The organism is Psychromarinibacter sediminicola (assembly GCF_029168335.1).
Classification (GTDB): domain Bacteria; phylum Pseudomonadota; class Alphaproteobacteria; order Rhodobacterales; family Rhodobacteraceae; genus Psychromarinibacter; species Psychromarinibacter sediminicola.
This window is the reverse complement of sequence record NZ_JARGYC010000054.1, coordinates 14,024-33,019: the sequence shown is the minus strand read 5'-3', so window position 1 is coordinate 33,019 and position 18,996 is coordinate 14,024. Positions and strand designations below refer to the sequence as shown.

At 70.5% G+C, this 18,996-nt stretch carries 17 protein-coding genes and 1 tRNA gene; 8 read left to right on the top strand and 10 right to left on the bottom strand.

Annotation, left to right across the window (positions count from 1 at the left end):
- Window positions 1-76 precede the first annotated feature (76 nt).
- The 3 genes from P1J78_RS17695 to argB form a co-directional block, all read right to left on the bottom strand.
- The gene (locus tag P1J78_RS17695; protein WP_275568708.1) at window positions 77-586 is read right to left on the bottom strand and encodes a SixA phosphatase family protein; all 510 of its coding nucleotides are present in this window, start codon (window positions 584-586) and stop codon (window positions 77-79) included.
- A complete protein-coding gene (locus P1J78_RS17690; protein ID WP_275568707.1) occupies window positions 583-1,227 on the bottom strand; it encodes a ferredoxin in 645 nt (214 codons plus the stop codon). Before P1J78_RS17690 ends, P1J78_RS17695 begins: the two co-directional genes overlap by 4 nt.
- 131 nt (window positions 1,228-1,358) lie before the next feature.
- On the bottom strand, window positions 1,359-2,204 hold the full coding sequence (gene argB, locus P1J78_RS17685) for an acetylglutamate kinase (protein ID WP_374213334.1): 846 nt from the start codon (window positions 2,202-2,204) through the stop codon (window positions 1,359-1,361).
- A 115-nt stretch (window positions 2,205-2,319) separates the two neighbouring features.
- Here argB and ttcA point away from each other — a divergent pair, with 115 nt between their 5' ends.
- The 4 genes from ttcA (at window position 2,320) to yihA (ending at window position 7,469) form a co-directional block, all read left to right on the top strand.
- Complete coding sequence (gene ttcA / locus P1J78_RS17680) at window positions 2,320-3,186, top strand: tRNA 2-thiocytidine(32) synthetase TtcA (protein WP_275568705.1); 867 nt, start codon at window positions 2,320-2,322, stop codon at window positions 3,184-3,186.
- 82 nt (window positions 3,187-3,268) lie between these two features.
- Complete coding sequence (locus P1J78_RS17675) at window positions 3,269-4,825, top strand: putative bifunctional diguanylate cyclase/phosphodiesterase (RefSeq protein WP_275568704.1); 1,557 nt, start codon at window positions 3,269-3,271, stop codon at window positions 4,823-4,825.
- Window positions 4,826-4,931: 106 nt separating this feature from the next.
- On the top strand, window positions 4,932-6,806 hold the full coding sequence (yidC, locus tag P1J78_RS17670; RefSeq protein ID WP_275568703.1) for a membrane protein insertase YidC: 1,875 nt from the start codon (window positions 4,932-4,934) through the stop codon (window positions 6,804-6,806).
- A 12-nt stretch (window positions 6,807-6,818) separates the two neighbouring features.
- Window positions 6,819-7,469: a ribosome biogenesis GTP-binding protein YihA/YsxC gene (gene yihA / locus P1J78_RS17665; protein ID WP_275568702.1), complete on the top strand. Its 651-nt coding sequence runs from the start codon at window positions 6,819-6,821 to the stop codon at window positions 7,467-7,469.
- 86 nt (window positions 7,470-7,555) lie between these two features.
- On the opposite strand, the gene yidD is transcribed toward yihA, so the two are convergent.
- Genes yidD through rpmH form a run of 3 tightly spaced genes read right to left on the bottom strand, consistent with a single transcriptional unit; the run spans window position 7,556 to window position 8,330 of the window.
- Complete coding sequence (gene yidD / locus P1J78_RS17660; RefSeq protein WP_275568701.1) at window positions 7,556-7,780, bottom strand: membrane protein insertion efficiency factor YidD; 225 nt, start codon at window positions 7,778-7,780, stop codon at window positions 7,556-7,558.
- Window positions 7,777-8,142, bottom strand: coding sequence for a ribonuclease P protein component (gene rnpA / locus P1J78_RS17655; protein WP_309568138.1), 366 nt, complete (start codon window positions 8,140-8,142; stop codon window positions 7,777-7,779). The genes yidD and rnpA overlap by 4 nt, the downstream gene beginning before the upstream one ends.
- Before the next feature lie 53 nt (window positions 8,143-8,195).
- Entirely contained in the window at window positions 8,196-8,330 is a 135-nt protein-coding gene (rpmH, locus tag P1J78_RS17650; RefSeq protein ID WP_115394792.1) for a 50S ribosomal protein L34, read from the bottom strand.
- A 782-nt stretch (window positions 8,331-9,112) separates the two neighbouring features.
- Between rpmH and P1J78_RS17645 the strand changes: the two genes are divergently transcribed.
- The 4 genes from P1J78_RS17645 (at window position 9,113) to P1J78_RS17630 (ending at window position 12,803) form a co-directional block, all read left to right on the top strand.
- The gene (locus tag P1J78_RS17645; RefSeq protein WP_275568699.1) at window positions 9,113-9,835 is read left to right on the top strand and encodes a TVP38/TMEM64 family protein; all 723 of its coding nucleotides are present in this window, start codon (window positions 9,113-9,115) and stop codon (window positions 9,833-9,835) included.
- Complete coding sequence (locus P1J78_RS17640; protein ID WP_275568698.1) at window positions 9,835-11,247, top strand: dihydrolipoyl dehydrogenase family protein; 1,413 nt, start codon at window positions 9,835-9,837, stop codon at window positions 11,245-11,247. Before P1J78_RS17645 ends, P1J78_RS17640 begins: the two co-directional genes overlap by 1 nt.
- Before the next feature lie 22 nt (window positions 11,248-11,269).
- Window positions 11,270-12,673: a sensor histidine kinase gene (locus P1J78_RS17635; protein ID WP_275568697.1), complete on the top strand. Its 1,404-nt coding sequence runs from the start codon at window positions 11,270-11,272 to the stop codon at window positions 12,671-12,673.
- Between the two features lie 53 nt (window positions 12,674-12,726).
- Window positions 12,727-12,803, top strand: a tRNA-Arg gene (locus P1J78_RS17630).
- Between the two features lie 197 nt (window positions 12,804-13,000).
- Here the strand turns inward: P1J78_RS17630 and P1J78_RS17625 are convergent.
- The 4 genes from P1J78_RS17625 to P1J78_RS17610 are packed head-to-tail and all read right to left on the bottom strand — an operon-like array spanning window position 13,001 to window position 18,995.
- A complete protein-coding gene (locus P1J78_RS17625) occupies window positions 13,001-14,134 on the bottom strand; it encodes an LLM class flavin-dependent oxidoreductase (protein ID WP_275568696.1) in 1,134 nt (377 codons plus the stop codon).
- A 16-nt stretch (window positions 14,135-14,150) separates the two neighbouring features.
- Window positions 14,151-15,866 (bottom strand): asparagine synthetase B family protein, encoded by a 1,716-nt coding sequence (locus P1J78_RS17620; protein ID WP_275568695.1) that lies wholly within the window; start codon window positions 15,864-15,866, stop codon window positions 14,151-14,153.
- Between the two features lie 10 nt (window positions 15,867-15,876).
- Window positions 15,877-16,878, bottom strand: a complete 1,002-nt coding sequence (locus P1J78_RS17615) for an ABC transporter permease (RefSeq protein WP_275568694.1) — start codon at window positions 16,876-16,878, stop codon at window positions 15,877-15,879.
- Entirely contained in the window at window positions 16,875-18,995 is a 2,121-nt protein-coding gene (locus P1J78_RS17610) for an ATP-binding cassette domain-containing protein (protein WP_275568693.1), read from the bottom strand. The genes P1J78_RS17615 and P1J78_RS17610 overlap by 4 nt, the downstream gene beginning before the upstream one ends.
- Window position 18,996 lies beyond the last annotated feature (1 nt).

Sequence of the window (18,996 nt, the reverse complement as noted above, 5' to 3'; positions counted from 1 at the left end):
CCCAGACCCCCCCTGAGCGTATTTGGAACGAGAAGAAGCAGGGGCGGTGCGCTCTGCGGCCTCGGGTCTTGCTGGCTCAGTCGGTCAGCTCGCGGGGCACCGTGAAGTCCACCGTGCGGCCGCTGCCGGGGGTGACGTCGGCCCAGCTTGCGCGGTCGAACGCGGCGACCAGCGTGGCGCAGGTCGGGTAGTCCCCGAAGCGCTCGTGCCGGGGCGGGACGCCGACGATCGCCGAGGCGAAATGCGAGATCCCGGGGTTGTGGCCCAGCATCAGGACCGTGCGCGCCTCTCGCACCTCGCGCAGCGCGTGCAGGAAGGCGGAGGGGCCGGCGAGATACAGGCTCGGCGTCCAGACGATCTGCAGCGGGGCGGGAACATGCGGCGCCATACGGTCCCATGTCTCGCGGGTGCGGGCCGAATCCGACGACAGCACGAGGTCCGGGTGATAGCCGCGCTCGGCCAGCCACCCGCCGATCGCCTCGGCCGCGCGGCGCCCGCGCTTGTTCAGCGGCCGGGCGTGGTCGTCCAGCGCGGCCTCCTTCCAGCTCGACTTGGCGTGGCGCACCAGGATCAGGCGCAGGGTCATGGGTGGAACGCCCGCATGTGAAAGGCGGATTGCGCCGTCCTGCGCCCGTAGCCGCGCGATACCGGACAGATGCGTCGCACCATACAGCCTGCCTCCATGCATTCTCGGCCGGCGCCAGTATCGAGAAACCGGCGGCAGGCGTCCAGATCGTATCCGGCCGGTCCGAGGGCCGCGGCCGGGCAGGCGGCGCGGCAGGGCTGGTCGTGGCAGGTCTCGCAGGGGCAGGGCGGCGCGGGCGGCAGGTTCAGGCGCTCCGGCAGCGCCAGCGCGCCGCGATAGGAGACCATCAGCCCCGCGCGGTCGTGGACCAGCAAGCCGACGGGCGACTGCCAGGCGCGGCCGCTGCGCAGCGCCCAGGCGACGAAGGGGTGGTAGGGCGGGCCGCCGAAGGGAAACAGCGGTTTGGCGTCGGTGTCTTCCGCGATTGCGGTGATGACGCGGGCCGACCAGCGGTCCAGCGGGTCCGGCCGGCCGTCGGCGAATTCCGGGGCGGCGGTGACATGCGGCCAGAACCGCGGCTCCCGCGGGCCGAGCAGCAGGAGCGTGCCGGTGCCGTCGGGCAGGTCGTCCTGTGGCCCCGGGTGAAAGCCGCCGAAGACCTCCAGGCGGTCCGCCGCCAGCCGCGCCGCCAGGTCGGTCATCGGGTCTGTCCCGGGCGGCGGCGGGCCGTCCGGACGGGGCTCCGGACAGGGCCGCGTCCGAGCTGTTCTGTTAGCGCTAGCTTCAGCAAAAGCAACGACTTAACACCCTGTCCAACCTTGGACACCTCGGCTCATCCCTTGATCAGCGTCCCCGCGCCGTGCTCGGTGAACAGCTCCAGCAGGCAGGCATTGGGCGCGCGCCCGTCCAGGATCACCACCGCCCGCACCCCCGCCGCCATCGCCGCGAGCGCGGTCTCGGTCTTGGGGATCATCCCGCCCGCGATCACGCCGTCGTCGGTCAGCTGCCGCACCTCGGCCGCGGTCAGCTGGGTCAGCACCTCGCCCGCCCGGTCCTTCACGCCGGCCACGTCGGTCAGCAGCAGAAACCGGTCCGCCTTCAGCGCCCCGGCCACGGCCCCTGCGGCGGTGTCGCCGTTGATGTTGAAGGTCTCGCCGCCCCGGCCCGCGCCGATCGGCGCCACCACCGGGATGTTGCCCGCGCCGTGGAGTTGCCGGATCAGCGTGGGGTCGACCTCCGCCGGCTCGCCGACGAAGCCCAGCGCCGGATCCGAGGGCTCGCACAGGATCAGGTTCGCGTCCTTGCCCGACAGCCCGACGGCGCGGCCGCCGGCCTCGTTGATCGCCTGGACGATCCGCTTGTTGACCCGGCCGGACAGCACCATTTCGACGACCTCGATCGTGGCCGCGTCGGTCACCCGCTTGCCCTTGACGAAGTCGCTCTCGATACCCAGCCGCGTCAGCATCTCGTTGATCATCGGCCCGCCGCCATGCACGACGACCGGATGCACGCCGACCTGCTGCAACAGCACGATGTCGCGGGCGAAGCTGGCCATCGCCTCCTGATCGCCCATGGCGTTGCCGCCGAACTTGATGACGATCGTGGCGCCGGTATAGCGCTGCAGGTAGGGCAGCGCCTCGTTCAGGGTGCGGGCGGTCACGATCCAGTCGCGGTTCATCGGGCGGGTCTTCACGTCTGTTGTCCTTGCCGGGTGTCCGCCCCTGTTACTGCGGCAGGCCGGGGCGCTCAAGCCGTGCTTCCCCCGGCCGCGCCGATCTGGCATAGACCGCGCCATGTTCGACACCGCAGACGACATCCATCCGCTGTTGCACGGCGCCCCTGCCACGACGGAGTTCAAGAAGCTCCGCAAGCGGATCGTGCGCGACACCCGCGAGGCGATCGAGCAATACGGCATGGTCGAGCGCGGCGCGAAATGGCTGGTCTGCCTGTCGGGCGGCAAGGACAGCTATACCCTGCTGGCCGTGCTGCACGAGCTGCAGTGGCGCGGGCTGTTGCCGGTGGAGCTTCTGGCCTGCAATCTCGACCAGGGGCAACCGGGATTCCCGGCGACCGTCCTGCCGGAGTTTCTGGAGCGGATGGGCGTGCCGCACCGGATCGAGTATCAGGACACCTATTCCATCGTCGTCGACAAGGTCCCGCAGGGCCGGACCTATTGCGCGCTCTGCTCCAGGCTGCGGCGCGGCAACCTCTACCGCATCGCGCGCGAGGAGGGCTGTTCCGCGGTGGTGCTGGGCCATCACCGCGACGACATCCTGGAGACGTTCTTCATGAACCTGTTCCACGGCTCGCGGCTGGCCACGATGCCGCCGAAGCTGGTGAACGAGGACGGCGACCTGTTCGTCTACCGCCCGCTCGCCCATGTGGCCGAGGCCGACTGCGAGCGATTCGCGCGGGCGATGGACTACCCGATCATCCCCTGCGACCTCTGCGGCAGCCAGGACGGTCTGCAGCGCCAGCAGGTCAAGGCGCTGCTCGATCAGTGGGAGGCGAACCACCCCGGCCGGCGGCAGAAGATGTTCCGCGCGCTGATGAACGCGCGCCCCTCGCACCTGCTGGACCCGGCGCTGTTCGATTTCGCCGGCCTGTCGCGATCCGTCGGAATTGAGGAAAATCCAACTCAACTTTCGACCGACTGTTAACGTCCTGGCGAGGCGACACCCCTAGGTTGAGGTCGATTGGACGAAACCGCGCTTTCGTCTCGACTGCTAGGGGACAGCCGCGATGCTGCGTTTTCTCGCGCGTGCCGGACATCATCTGAAGACCACGGCGACGACCGCCTTCTTCGGTCCGCAAATCCTGGCCTTCGTGCCGGCCCTGACGCTGGGCGGCTACTGGTTCGGCGGCGAGGGGCTTCTGCTCTTCATGGCGATCTTCGTGCCGGCCGTCATGGGCCTCGTCGGCCTGTTCACGCCGGTGCGGACGCCGCCCGCGCGGGCTTCGAAAAACGTCGATGCGGTCACCGGCCTGCCGCTGAAACCGGCCCTCCTGGCCACGCTGGACGGCGCCTTCTGCGCCGAGCCGAAGCATGGCGTGCGCACCGGCGCCCTGGTGCTGGAGATCGACGAGTTCGAGGCGTTCCGCGCCACCTACGGCGCCGAGGCGGCGGAGCACGTCCTGGCGCAGCTGGCCGAACGCATCTGTTCGACCCTGCGGCAGGGCGACGTCGCCTGCCGGCTGGAGCATTCGGTCTTCGCCGTCGCCCTGGCGCCGGTGCGGCGGCTGGACCTGGAGGCGATGATCCAGGTCGCGGCGCGGCTGCAGCAGGCCGTCGGCACGCCTATCGTGATCGGCGGGATGCGGCTGTTTCTGTCGGCGTCGGTCGGGTTCTGCCTGCCGCGGCGCGCCTCGGAGCGCACGGGCCAGGTCTGTGTCGAGGCGGCGGAGGCGGCGCTGCGCGATGCGCAGGCCAGCGGGACGGGCGCGATCCGCGCCTATGCGGCGCAGTCGCCGCGCAAGCGGGTCAAGCGCGCCGGTCTGGCCGAGGAAGTGGCCGACGCGCTGGAGGTCGGGCATGTCCGGCCCTGGTTCCAGCCGCAGATCAGCACCGATACCGGCGCCATTTCCGGCATGGAGGCGCTGGCCCGCTGGGAGCATCCCGAGCGCGGCGTGATCCTGCCGGGCGCCTTCCTGCCGGCGATCTCCGCCTCGGGCCTCAGCAAGCGGCTGGGCGAAGTGATCCTGTTCCAGAGCCTGACGGCGCTGCGGGACTGGGAGGCGGCGGGCGAGCACGTGCCGAACGTGGCGGTCAATTTCAGCCACGAGGAACTTGCCGATCCCAGCCTGACCGACCGGGTGCGGTGGGAGCTGGACCGCTTCGACATGGCGCCGGACCGGCTCGTCGTGGAGATCCTGGAGACGGTGATCTCGCGGTCGGAGAACGACACGATCACCCGCAACGTCACCCGGCTGCACGACCTCGGCTGCGGCATCGACCTGGACGATTTCGGCACCGGCCATGCGTCCATCGCGAACATCCGCCGCTTCTCGGTCGGCCGGATCAAGATCGACCGCTCTTTTGTCACCCGTATCGACACCGACCGCGAGCAGCAGTCGGTTCTGACCGCGATCCTGGAGATGGCGGAGCGGCTGGAAATCGAGACGCTGGCCGAAGGGGTCGAGACGGTGGGCGAGCACGCGCTTCTGGCGCAGCTCGGCTGCGGCTACGTGCAGGGCTTCTCCATCGCCCGGCCGATGCCCTTCGCCGAGACGGTCGACTGGATGCGCCTTCATCGCCAGCGCATGGCGGACCGGCCCAGGATCGCGCGCGAGGCGGGCTGAGGGACGCCGCGGCGGCCGGCCGCCTCACGGGGATTCCGCTTGACCTTTGGCGTCATGGACTGTTGAACCTGCCGCGACCTGACTTCAGCGAAACGGCGACCGGTGCATGGACGACCAGAACAAGAACCTCATTCTGGCTACGGCCCTTTCCTTTGCGGTGATCCTGGTGTGGTTCCTGCTGTTTCCGCCGGAAGAGCCGCCGATCGAGCCCCAGGACGACGCCGTCGAGACGGTCGAGGGCGATCTTTCCGCACCGCCCGTCGCCGGCGAAACGCCGCCCCCCGCCGATGCCGGTCCCGACGCCAGCGGCCCCGGCACGGGCGCCGGCGCGGAGGCTGCGGCGCCGGCCGACGAGGCCGCGCGCCTGCCCATCGACACGCCGCGCGTCGAAGGCTCGATCTCGCTCCAGGGCGGGCGGATCGACGCGCTGCGCCTGAAGGATTACCGCGAGGAAAACGACCCCGACAGCGAGCTGGTCACGCTGCTGTCGCCGGTGGGCGGCGCGGGCGCCTACTACGCCGCCTATGGCTGGACGCCGGGCGGCGAGCTGGGCTTCGAGGAGGTGCCGAACGCCAACACCGTCTGGACCGTCGAGAGCGGCGGCACGCTGTCCCCGGACAGCCCGGTCACGCTGGCCTGGGACAACGGCGACGGGCTGATCTTCCGCCGGACGATCGCCATCGACGACGACTACATGTTCACCGTCACCCAGAGCGTCGAGAACACCACCGAGGGCGCGCTCAGCATGGCGCCCTACGGGCTGATCACCCGGCGGGGCGAGCCGGACGTCACCGGTTTCTTCATCCTGCACGAGGGCGTGGTGCGCCAGTCCGACGGCACGCTGGACGAGATCGACTATGACGACATGACCGACCTGGGCGCCGACGCGGCCTGGGGGCCCTCGGCCGAGGTCGTGGACGTGGCCGAGGACGGCTGGATCGGCTTTACCGACAAGTACTGGATGTCGACGCTGATCCCGGAGCCCGGCACGCCCTTCACCTCGGTCACGCGCTATGTCGAGGGCACCAACAGCTATCAGCTGTGGTCGCGGCTGCCGACGCTGCGGGTCGATCCGGGCCAGACGGCGGAGACCACGACGCGGCTCTTCGCGGGCGCCAAGGAATGGGAGACGATCCGCGACTACGAGAACGACCTCGGCATCGTCAACTTCGTCGACTCGATCGACTGGGGCTGGTTCTTCTTCCTGACCAAGCCGATCTTCCGGGCGCTGCATTTCCTGAACGGCGTCATCGGCAACATGGGCTGGGCGATCCTGGGCCTGACCCTGATGATCAAGGCGATCCTCTTCCCGCTGGCCTACAAGTCATACGTCTCGATGGCGAAGATGAAGGAACTTCAGCCCGAGATGGAGAAGATCAAGGAGAAGGCCGGCGACGACCGCCAGAAGATGCAGCAGGGCATGATGGAGCTCTACAAGAAGGAGAAGGTGAACCCCGCCTCGGGCTGTCTGCCGATCCTTCTGCAGATCCCCATATTCTTCTCGCTCTACAAGGTGATCTTCGTCACGATCGAGCTGCGCCACGCGCCCTGGCTGGGGCCGTTCCGCGACCTGTCGGCGCCGGATCCGACCTCGATCTTCAACCTGTTCGGGCTGTTGCCCTGGGCCGCGCCGGCGGAAGGCTCGATCCTGGCGCTGGTCTTCATCGGCATCCTGCCGCTGCTCCTGGGCATCTCGATGTGGCTGCAGCAAAAGCTGAACCCGGCGCCGGCCGACCCGACGCAGCAGATGATCTTTGCCTGGATGCCGTGGGTCTTCATGTTCATGCTGGGCAGCTTCGCCAGCGGGCTGGTGCTGTACTGGATCGCGAACAACACGATCACCTTCGCCCAGCAGTACATCATCATGCGCAGCCACGGGCACAAGCCGGACTTGTTCGGCAACATCAAGAGAAGCTTCCAGCGGAAGAAGCCGGCCGAGGCGAATAGCGGCAAGGGCGGCAAGAACGCCCCGAAGAAGTAGGGCGCGGGGCGCGTGGAGCCGGCCTTTCCGCTGGTCGATCCGCCCGAGCCCGACGCGGCCGAGGCGGGGCGGCGGCTGTTCCGGGGCGAGATCGCCTTTCTCAAGGGCGTCGTGGCGATGGACGGGCTGCCGCCGGCGGACCGGGCGGAGGTGTGTTTCGCCGGCCGCTCGAACGTGGGCAAGTCGTCGCTGATCAACGCGCTGACCGGGCGGCGCGGGCTGGCGCGGACCTCGAACACGCCGGGGCGGACGCAGGAGATCAACTACTTCACGCTGGGCGAGAGCCACTACCTGGTGGACCTGCCGGGCTACGGTTTCGCGAAGGCGCCGCTGCCGGTGGTGGAGCGGTGGCAGCGGCTGCTGAGGGCCTATCTGACTGGGCGGCCGTCGCTGCGGCGGGCCTTCGTGCTGGTGGACGGGCGGCACGGGGTGAAGGAGCCGGACGAGGAGATCATGAAGGAGCTCGACCGGGCGGCCGTGACCTTCCAGGTGGTGCTGACCAAGCGGGACAAGGTGAAGGGGCCGGCCTTCGACAAGGTGCTGGAGCAGGTCCGCGGGCGGCTGGCGGCCCATCCGGCGGCGTTTCCGGGGATCGTGGTGACCTCGTCGGAGAAGGGCGAGGGGATCGACACGCTGCGGGCCGTGATCGCCGGGATCGGGTGAGTGTCCGAGGTTGGACGGGGTATCAAGCCACTGATATCGTTACGGATAGCGCTAACAAGTCCGCGGACGTCCGCGGCTGTCCGGCGTCACTTGTCCGGGACGTTGTCGACGCCCGAGCCGCCCCAGGGGTTGCAGCGGGCGATGCGGCGCAGCGCCAGCCAGCCGCCGCGGAAGGCGCCATGTTTCTCCAGCGCTTCCAGCGCGTAGACCGAGCAGGTCGGGTGGAACCGGCAGCTGTGGCCGAGCCAGGGCGACAGCAGCAGGCGATAGGCGTGGACCGGCAGGGCGAAGACGCGGGCGAGGGGGGTCATGCGCCATGGACCTTCGACAGCGCGGTTTCGAGGTCGGACAGCAATTGCGGGAAGGGGCGCGACGCCGTGGCGTCCTTGCGCCCGATCAGCACGTAGTCCCAGCCCGCGCGGCCCGATTGCGGCAGGACGAGGCGCGCGGCCTCGCGCAGGCGGCGCTTGGCGCGGTTGCGGGCGACGGCGTTGCCGACCTTCTTGGAACAGGTGAAGCCGACGCGCACGGGCGTTTCGGCGGGCTCTTCGTCGCGCCGCCGCCGGGCCTGCAGGATGAAGCCCGGCATCGCCTGTCGCCGGGCGCGGGCGGCGCGCAGGAAATCGGCGCGCTGGCGCAGGATACCCACGCGCAAAGGCACCGCGGGCGGCATCCCGTTTCCGGATGCCGCCCGCGGTGTCATCACTCCAGCCTCTGGCGTCCGGCTCAGGCGCTCAGCTTCTTCCGGCCGCGCGCGCGGCGGGCGTTCAGAATCTTGCGGCCGGCCTTGGTGGCCATGCGCGCGCGGAAGCCATGCCGCCGCTTGCGGACCAGGTTCGAGGGTTGATAGGTGCGCTTCATCGCGAAACTCTCCGTCTGGTCGGCCCGCACGAGGAATCGCTGCGGAATCGCGGGGCCGCGTCATGTTCGAAGCCCGGTTCCTAGGGGCCGGGCGGGCGGTTGTCAACGGGCGGGGCGGGGGAATGTGAACGCGGGGCGCAGACGAAGCTGTGCCGGAGGTCGGAAGGCGTGCATGCGCCATGCCCGACCTCGGGAGGGCGTGTCGACATCGAGTGGAACGGGCGCACTCCAAAGCACCGATGCCACACGCGCTGCCATCGGAGCAACGAATGCCCTCCCCGGGGGGGAGGTCGAGCATGGCGCATGCGCGCCGGTTGGTGCGGGACGGAGCGCGCGGCACTGTTGCCCCACGGGCTCGGGACGGGCGCACCAATGTTGCAGCCTGTGCCCCGGGGCTGGCCGGAATGTTTCAGGCGGACCGGAAACCGTGACGGACCGATGCGGACAGGACGACGGCATGCTCGGTGTGCGATCTTGTCCATCTGTCCCGCGCGGCGGAACGCCGTGCAGCGCCGACCCGACCCCATCGGGGCGGCGCTTCTGGCGAGGATCGTGCCAAGTGTCCGATATACATGCTTATTTCTCCGGTATCTCAACGTTCGACCACGCCCCGTCGGGTCGGCGCTGCACGGCGTTCCGCCCCGCTCCGGGGTCCATATCGTCCCGACCCAAACGCTCACCCGGTATCAACGCGGCGTGATAGGGCTGTCGGGGCCCGGCGCCCCGGGCCATTGTCGGGGCCAGCACACGGGCCCAGGCGGCGCAGAGAGATGACGAACCGGATGACACAGACCGACAAGGGCGGCTTCGCCCGGCGCCTTCCGCTGATCGCCATCGCCCTGGTCGCGCTGATCGGCGCCGTCACCCTGCGCGACTATCTCAGCTTCGACACGCTGCGCGACAACCGCGAGGCGCTGCTGGCGTTCCGCGACGCGCATTACGGGGGAACGGTGGCCGCCTTCATCGGCCTCTACATCGTGATCGTCGCCTTCTCGCTGCCCGGCGCGACCGTCGCGACGCTGACCGGCGGCTTCCTGTTCGCGACCTTCCCGGGCGCGCTCTACAACGTGACCGCCGCGACCGTCGGCGCGACGCTGATCTTCCTGGCGGCGCGTACCGGGCTGGGCGACCGGCTGGGCGACCGGCTGGAGGGCAGCGAGGGGATGGTGAAGCGGATCAAGGACGGCATCGACGAGAACCAGTGGTCGATGCTGTTCCTGATCCGCCTGGTGCCGGCGGTGCCGTTCTTCGTGGCCAACCTGGTGCCCGCCTTCGTGCAGGTGCCGACCTGGCGCTTCGTGGTGACGACCTTCTTCGGGATCATCCCGGGCGCGGTGGTCTACACCTCGGTCGGCGCGGGGCTGGGCGAGGTGTTCGAGCGGGGCGAGACGCCGGATCTGGGCATCATCTTCGCGCCGCACGTGCTGTTGCCGATCCTCGGGCTATGTCTGCTGGCGGCGCTGCCGATGGTGCTGAAGGCGGTCAGGGGGCGAAAGGGGATCTGATGCAGCGGATCGGGACGGATCTCTGCGTGATCGGCGCCGGTTCGGGCGGGCTGAGCGTGGCCGCGGGGGCGGCGCAGATGGGCGCGCGGGTCGTGCTGCTGGAAGGCGGCGAGATGGGCGGCGACTGCCTGAACTACGGCTGCGTGCCGTCGAAGGCGCTGATCGCCGCGGCGAAGCATGCGCATGCGATGGGGGCCGGGGCGCCGTTCGGGGTGACGCCGGTGACGCCGCAGGTGGATTATGCCGCCGCGAAGGATCACGTGCGTGCCGCCATCGACACCATCGCGCCGGTCGACAGCCAGGAACGGTTCGAGGGGCTGGGCGTGCGGGTGATCCGCGACTACGGCCGCTTCGTGTCGGAGCGCGAGGTGCAGGCCGGCGAGCATGTGATCCGGGCGCGGCGCTTCGTGATCGCCACCGGATCCTCGCCCTTCGTGCCGCCGATTCCGGGGCTGGAGGATGTGCCCTATCACACCAACGAGACGATCTGGGATCTGCGCGAGCGGCCCGGACACCTGCTGATCGTCGGCGGCGGGCCGATCGGGATGGAGATGGCGCAGGCGCATGCGCGGCTGGGCTGCAAGGTCACGGTGATCGAGGGCGACAAGGCGCTGGGCAAGGACGACCCGGAGGCCGCGGCGCTGGTGCTGGAGCGGCTGCGCGGCGAGGGGGTGGAGATCGTCGAGGGCGTGCAGGCCGAGCGCGTCTCCGGGCAGGCCGGGGCCATCGCGGTGGAGGCCGGGGGCGCGAGACATACCGGCAGTCACCTGCTGATCGCGGTGGGGCGCAAGGCGAATATCGCGCGGCTGGACCTGGACCGGGCGGGGGTGAAGCACGACCGGGCGGTCGAGGTGGACGCCCGGCTGCGCACCGCGAACCGGCGGGTCTATGCCGTCGGCGACGTGGCCGGCGGACTGCAGTTCACCCATGTGGCGGGCTATCACGGTGGGCTGGTGATCCGGCCGATCCTGTTCGGCCTGCCGGCGACCGCGAAGACGGCGCATCTGCCCTGGGCGACCTATACCGACCCGGAGCTGGCGCAGGTGGGCTTGACCGAGGCGCAGGCGCGGGAGCGGCACGGCGACGCGGTGACGGTCGCGCGGTTCGACTATGCCGAGAACGACCGGGCCGTGGCCGAGCGGAAGACCGACGGGTTCATCAAGGTGATGGTGGTCAAGGGGCGGCCCGTGGGCGCCACGATCGTCGGGGCGGAGGCCGCGAACCTGATCGGGCTTTGGTCGCTGGCCATCGCCAACCGCCTGAAGATGAGTGCAATTGCCGCGATGGTCGCGCCCTATCCGACGCTGGGGGAGCTTAACAAGCGCGCGGCGGGCGCCTATTTTACCCCGAAACTCTTCGAAAGCCCGGCGGTCAAGCGGGTCGTCGGGCTCGTGCAACGCTGGCTGCCCTGAGCGGGGGCGCCAAGGAACGGTGATGTCGGTTCATTCGCTCTCCGGACGCTTCCTGATCCTGACCACGGTCTTCGTGATGCTGGCCGAGGTGCTGATCTTCGTGCCGTCCGTCGCGCGGTTCCGCGAGGATTACCTGCTGCTCCGGTTGGAGAAGGCGCAGATCGCCTCGCTGGCGCTGCTGGCCAACGACATGATCGACGCCGAGCTGGAGCGCGAGCTTCTGCAGAACGCAGGCGTGTTCAACGTGGTGCTTAGGCGGAACGAGGCGCGGCAGCTGATCCTGTCGTCGGAGATCCCGCAGCCGATCTCGGCCACCTTCGATCTGCGCGATCCGCATGCGCTGGAGCTGATCCGGGACGCGCTGTGGCGGCTGTGGCATACCGACAACGAGGTGATCCGCGTGATGGGCAACCCGGTGCGCGAGGCGGGGCTGCTGATCGAGGTGACGATGGAGACGGCGCCGCTGCGCGCGGAGCTGATCGACTATGGCTTGCGGATCCTGGCGCTGTCGGCGGTGATCTCGGTGGTGACGGCGTTCCTTTTGTTCCTGGCGGTGCGGCGGTTCCTGGTGCGGCCGATCAAGCGGGTGGTCCGCGCGATGATCTCCTACGCCGAGGCGCCCGAGGACGCGCGGCGGATCATCCAGCCGACCGCCAGCGTGACCGAGCTGCGCGACGCCGAGGTGGCGCTGGCCGAGCTGCAGACCCAGATGTCGGGGGCGCTCAGGCAGAAGGAGCGGCTGGCGCAGCTGGGCGGCGCGGTGGCGAAGATCAGTCACGACCTGCGCAATATCCTGACCACGGCGCAGCTGTTCGGCGACCGGCTGGAGCGGTCCGAGGACCCGATGGTCAAGCGTGCCGCGCCCAAGCTGGTCAGCTCGATCAGCCGGGCGGTGAACCTGTGCGAATCGACGCTCGCCTTCGGCAAGGCGGAAGAGCCGCCGCCCGCGCTGGACCGGGTCATGCTGGCCGACCTCGTGGGCGACGTGATCGAGGCGGAGCGGCTGGCCTGCGGCGAGCACGATGTCAGCTTTTCCGAGGACGTCCCGGCCTCGATGGTCGTGCGCGCCGATCCAGAGCAGCTGTACCGCGTGATCGGCAACCTCGCCCGCAACGCCCGGCAGGCGATCGTCGCCAGCGGCGAGCCCGGGGAGATCGCGGTGCAGGCCGACGAAACCGAGACCGAGTGGGTCGTGCGCATCCGCGACACCGGTCCGGGCCTGCCGCCGAAGGCGCGCGACCACCTGTTCCAGCCGTTCCAGGGCGGCGCGCGCAAGGGCGGATTCGGGCTGGGCCTGGCGATTGCGGCGGAGCTGGTGCGCGGCCATGGTGGGCAATTGCAGCTGGAGGACACGGGGCCGTCGGGCACGTCCTTCGCGATCCACCTGCCGAAGGTGGTCGTCGAACTGGACGCTGCGGCGGAATGACGAAAACGCCCTTGCAAAGGTCCGGCTCGCCCGTTACATCCCCCTCACTCCGGGCGCTGGTAGCTCAGCTGGATAGAGTACTTGACTACGAATCAAGGGGTCGGGGGTTCGAATCCTCCCCAGCGCGCCACAAAATCAAATAGTTAGACGGTGTTGGCCCGACGCAGCAAGCGCTCCGCGACGGGCGTGCGGCAGATCCGGACGGGCGCGGTTTCCGGGGATTCCCCGGAGGCGCCGATGCCGTCCGTCCGATCCCGACCACACGAAGCACAAAGGGCGACCCGCGGACAGGACGGGGGCCGCATGACGCCGTCGTTCCGTCCCGCGTCAGGGGACGGGCGGGCTGGCCACGCCCTCGGCGGCATCGGCCGCGGCGGGCGGGGTCTCGGTGCGGCCGGTCGGGGCGAGCCGGCCGGCGACTTCTTCGTTGAACAGGGTCAGGCTGCGCGCGGCGCGGTCGAAGGGCATGGCGCCGAAGTCGATCTGCCAGATGATCGTGTCGATATCGACGATGTCCAGAAGCTCGGCCAGGACCGCCGCCGCGCCCGCCGGATCGCCGGTGACCACTGCCTTCGAGGCGCGCAGGTCGGCCGGCGTGACCGAGCGCAGCGCGCGCGCCATCTTGGTGTAGCCGGGATAGTCGCGGGAATTGGCCGTGTCCCACGCCGCGGTCGCATCGGACCAGATGCGCATGTAGTGGGCCAGGTGTTGATCGGCCTCCGCCTCCGCCTCGCGCGGCGTCGGCGCGACATAGAGCGGCAGGCTCAGCGTCACCGCAGAGCGCCGGCCGGCATTGGCCGGCGCCTCGGCAAAGCTCTCGCGGTAGATGGCGATGTTTTCCCTCAGCTTGTCATAGCCGCCGAAGGAGGACGTGACGAGCAGGCCGAACCCGTTCTCGCCCAGCCAGGCGAAGCTTTGTCGCGAACTGACGGCGGCGCCCCAGAGCGGCGGGTGCGGCCGCTGCACCGGTTTCGGCAGCGAGCGCGCGCGGTCGAGTGTGAAGAACGGGGTCTCGGCGCTGACGGCGTCCTCGGTCCAGAGCCGCTGCATCGCGCGGGCGGTGGCGACGAAACGGTCGCGGCTTTCGTCCAGCGGCACGCCGAAGGCGGCGAATTCGTAGGGCAGATAGGCGCGGGCCAGCCCGACATCGAGGCGTCCGCCGCTGAGCGCATCGACCATCGCGCAGTGCGCGGCAAGCTGCACCGGGTGGTGGAACGCGGGCAGAATGCCGCCGGTCATCAGGCGGATCTGCGAGGTCTGCGCGGCGACGGCGGCCAGGAAGGTCAGCGGGCTGGGGCAGTAGCCGCCGTAGGGATGCAGGTAGTGCTCGGTCATCTTCACCGCGCCCATGCCGGCCCGGTCGGCCATCTCGGCCAGTTTCAGCGCGTTGGCGAAGTAGCGGTCGGCGGGCATGTCCTCGGGCCGGGCGTCGGGGAGAAACGAGAGTCCGTAGCGCGTCATGGCTGTCTCCTTCGGGTCAGAAGCCGCCGTGCAGGGTGACGGCGGGGCTGGGGGCATTGCCCTGCGCCTCGGCCTGGCGCGCCGCGGCGACGGGCGAGAAGCCGTCCAGCGCCGGGGCGCCGAGGTTGGGCGCATAGCGGCCGTAGTCGTCCGGGTCGCCGTAATCGGGCGGGCGCAGGCGCAGCGGCGCCGCGGCCAGGCCCGGGAAGCGTTCGCAGAACAGCTTGTGTACCAGGACCGGGCCGGTGCGGCCGCCGAACATCATGCTTTCCCAGGCGGTGCCGCGGATGTGGCGGGCGATCCAGGCATCGCGCTCGGCGGGCGGCAGCATCTCGGCGGCGACGGTTTCGAACAGCTCGGCAATGGCGGTGCTGCGGTAGAACGGCGCCTTGCGGCGCGCGACGATCTCCGGCGGAAAGCCCGGCAGGCGCCGGGCGGCGGCCTTGAGCAGCGCCTTTTCGGTCACGCGGGCGCTGCCCAGCCCGCGGATGCGGGCCTCCGGCGGGGTCGCGGCGACGGCGCGCGCGAGCGGCAGGTCGAAATAGGCGGGCCGCGGCTCGATCCCGGTCGCGGCGATGATCGCGTCCTCGCGGTGGCATTCGTGGGCGCCGGTCTGGCGCAGGATGTGGGAGAGATTGGCGGCCAGCTGCGCGCGGTCGAACAGGGTCCAGAGATAGGTATAGCCGCCGAACAGCTCGTCGGCGCCGCCGCCGGTCAGGATCACCTTGGCGCCGGCCTCGCGCGCCATCCGGGCGGCCTTCAGCGCGACGAGGCTGCTGAGAACGACGAGGTATTGCGCGCTGGCGAGGCGTTCGATCACCAGCGGGAGTGCATCGCGGATGAAATCCGCATCGACCCGGCCGACAAGGGCGCGGGTGCCGTAGGCGGCCTGCAGCTGCCGGGCGTTGTCGATATCGGGCGTATCCGCGGCGCAGGCGGCGACGGTGATCGTGCAGGTCGGGGGGCGGTGCGCGGTCTGGCAGATCGCGGTGACCAGCGAACTGTCGATGCCGCCGGTGATCGTGGCATAGGGCACCTCGGCCGGAATGCGGCGGCGGATCGTGGTGGCGAGATGAGCGAGCAGCGCCTGCGGGTCGGCCGGGTCGGGCCGGCCGTGCGGCTCCGCCAGACCGGAATCGCTATAGCGGCGCAGCGTCACCTTGCCCGAGGCCGGGTGGAACGACAGCGAATGCCCCTGCGGCAGCGCCCGCAGCGTACCGGGGTGCGCGCCGGCGTCGAGGATCGGGGCGATGCTGCTGGCCAGGATCAGGCCGCCATCCGGCAGATGCGCGCGCCACAGCGGACAGATGCCGAAGGGATCGCGCGCGGCATGCACCTGACCGGTGCGCATGTCCTGCGCGATATAGGCGAACTGGCCGTCCAGCATCTGCGGCGCGTCGGGGCCGGCGGCGGCCACCGCGTGAAGGACGGTTTCGGTGTCGCAGGCCGTCGCGAACCGGGCGCCGCCGGCCTGCAGCCGGCGGCGCAGGTCGCGGTCGTTCCAGATCTCGCCGTTCAGCGCCAGGCGAAAGGCGCCGTCCGGGGTGGTCATCGGCTGATCAGGCGCGGCGGGGTCGGAGATGCGCAGCCGCGCCGCGCCGATGGCGCCGGTGGTGGTGGCGGCGAGCGTGACGGCATCGGGGCCGCGCGAGGACAGGTCCCCGAGAACTCGTGCGGCCAGCGCTTTGGCCCGGTCGGGCGAGGTGCCGAAGACGCCGACGATACCGCACATCGCCGGCGCCTCAGGTCCACCGGAACCAGCGCAGCGTCCCGGCGATGAGAAGCGCGGTCCAGGCCAGAAGCGCCGCGATCTGCGGCCAGAGGGCTCCCAGATCGGCTCCGGTGCCCAGCGCGCGCAGCGCCTCGACCAGGGGCGTGAGCGGCAGCGCCGCGATCAGGAAGGACAGCACCGCCGGCAGGCCGTCGACGGGGAAATAGACGCCGGAGAGGAAGATCATCGGGATGAAGATCAGGTTGGCCACCGCGGCGGCGCCCGCGACGGTGCCGGAGACGGTGGCCACGAAGAAGCCCAGTGCCGAGAAGGTGGCGACGCCCAGCAGAAGGACCAGCAGGAAGGCGGGCCAGTCGTCGGTGAGGTCCGCGCCGAAGACCAGCCAGCCGAGCGCCGCCAGCAACGCGGTCTGCAGCAGGACCAGCACCACGCGGCTGCCGAGCTGGCCGGCGAGAAAGGCCCATTTCGGCAGCGGCGTGACCAAAACGCGCTTAAGCTCGCCCTTCTCGCGGTGCGACACGATGCCGATGCCGATGGAGAACAGGCAGGTCGAGACGATGGTGAAGGCCACCAGCCCCGGCAGCAGGAAGTCGGCATAGCCGCGGTCGGGCGATCCCGTCGGCGCCAGGCGCGGGGCGTCCGCGAAGAGTGCCTCGGTCAGCCGCGCCGCGGCCTGTGCCGAGGGCGCGCGCACCGGGTCATAGGCGATCCGCCAGCCCTCGGGGCCCGGCGCGACCATTGCGTCGACGCTGCGGTCGTCCACCCGCGCCGCCGGATCGCCCCCGGCGATGGTGCGCGCGTCGGGGAACTGCGCCTCGATCCGCGCGGCGATCTCCGGGGGCAGGCCGTCCGCTATCCCGATCACCGGCGCGCGGTCGTCGCCGCCGAAGATCGCGCCCAGCAGCAAGAGCAGCAGGATCGGCATCATGAAGGACCAGAACACCGACTGCCTGTCGCGCATGTAGAGCCGGATCTCGTGACGGACCTGGTGCCAGAGAAGCTGCGCGGTCATGCGTCGAGCCTCCGTCCCGTGCGCTCGAAGAACAGGTCTTCCAACGAGGCCTGCCGGATCGTGATCTCGTTCAGCGAGACCTGGCGTTCGCTAGCCAGCGCGGCCAGGCGCGCCAGCGTGCGCTCGGGCGCGTCGGTGTCGACGATCAGCTGGCCGTTCTCGTGGTGGCAGCCGGTGACATGCGCCAGCCCCGCCACGTCGGACCGGGCGAGGATGTCGCCGGGCGTCAGCGCCAGCCGCGCGCCCAGCCCGGCGCCTGCGATAAGATCGGCGGGCCGCCCGGTCTCGATGGTGCGGCCCTTGTCGAGGATCAGGACGCGGTCGCACAGCGCGTCGGCCTCGCTCATGTGGTGCGTGGACATCAGCACGGCGCGGCCCTCGGCCCGCATTTCGGCGATCTGGTCGCAGATGCTGCGGCGCGCGTCCGGGTCGAGCCCGGCCGTGGGCTCGTCGAGCACAACGATCTCGGGGGCGTTGACCAGCGCGAGCGCCAGGGAGAAGCGTTTCTGCTGCCCGAAGGACAGCGTGCCGAAGGTGGCGTCGCGGCGCAGGCCCAGCCCGGCCTGTGTCAGCAGCGCGTCGATGTCGGCATGGGTCCGGTAGTAGCCGGCGAACAGGCGCATCGCCTCGTCCAGGCGAATGCGGTCGTAGATCGCGGAGGCCTGCAGCTGGACCCCCAGCAACTCCTTGGCCGCCGCGGATCCGGCGGGATGGCCCGCGGCGCCGATGGCGACGGTCCCGGCATCGGGCGCGCGAAGCCCCTCGATGATTTCCAGCGCGGTCGTCTTGCCGGCGCCGTTGGGGCCGAGCAGGCCGAAAATCTCGCCGCGACGGACCTCGAAGCTGAGCCCCTTCAGCGCATCGGCCGTGCCATAGCGTTTGCAGACGCCCGAGACGGTCAACACCGGCTCCCCCGCGGGGCCGCGGACCCGGGCGGGGGCGCCGGTTGTGTCGAGGCTGTCGACCTCTTGCTGCGTGAACTGCTGGGCCATGGCGCGCTGCATCATCGCGGCCGGCATCAGCCGCAGGAAGGCGCGCTGCATGCCCGCCTGTCCCGCCGTCTCGGGGATCATCATCGGCACGTTCTTCAGCGCGGTCTCCTGGATCCGCTCGACGCCGGCGCGCAGGCGCCGCTCGAAGCGCAGGGCGGCGGTCCGCGCATCGCCGGTCTCCGCCAGCGCCTGCGCGAACAGGTAGGCGCCGACGATCGCCAGACCGGCGCCGCGGCTGGAGATCGGCGATGCGGCATAGGCCGCGTCGCCGATCAGGACCGTGCGGCCGCGATGCCATTGCGGCAGCCGGACCTGCAGGACGCGGTCGGTGTACAGATGCTCGGTCTGAGCGGCGGCGTCGATGACCTCGGCCGTCTTCCAGCCGAAATCCTCGTACATCCTGCGCAGGCGCTCGATCGGGGTGTCGGCGCCGGCGGCCTCCGCGACCGTCTGGCGGACCCAGAAGATCGCGCTGGTGCGGCCGTCGGGCAGGCCGGTCACGGCCATGGTCCGCCCCGGGCCGATCAGGCTGAAGCTTTCGCCCGCGGGCACCAGCGTGCCGGGCATCAGCGCCACGGTGAAGGCCGCATCCGCGGCGTGGAGCGGCGCGGCGCCGAACAGCCAGTCGCGGGTGGCCGAGTGCAGCCCGTCGGCGGCCAGCGTCAGATCGGCCGGGCGGACGGTGCCGTCCGCCAGCACGATCTCGCTGCCCTGCCGCTGGATATCGGCAACCTCCTGGCCGAAGCGGATGGCGGTGTCGTCTCTGACGGCGTCGTAGAGCGCGTGGTGCAGATCGACGCGGTCGAGGTACAGCCCGTGCCCCTCCATCCGGCTGAAGCCCGAGATGTCGTCGCTGCGGATGACGCGGCCCGCCGGGGTCATCATGGTCAGCCGGTCGACCGGCATCGCCGCCGCCGTCAGGCGGTCGCCCAGGCCCATGCGGTCGAGGACGGTCAGCGCGTGGCCGAACAGGTTGATCGGGAAGCCCGCGGGCTGGAACGACGGGCGTGCCTCGAAGACGACAGGCCGCGCGCCGGTGCGCCGCAGCCAGAACGCGGCGGTCAGCCCCGCGATCCCGGCGCCGATGATGGCGACCCTGGGACCGGAGGCGGGGGCGGCGTCCATC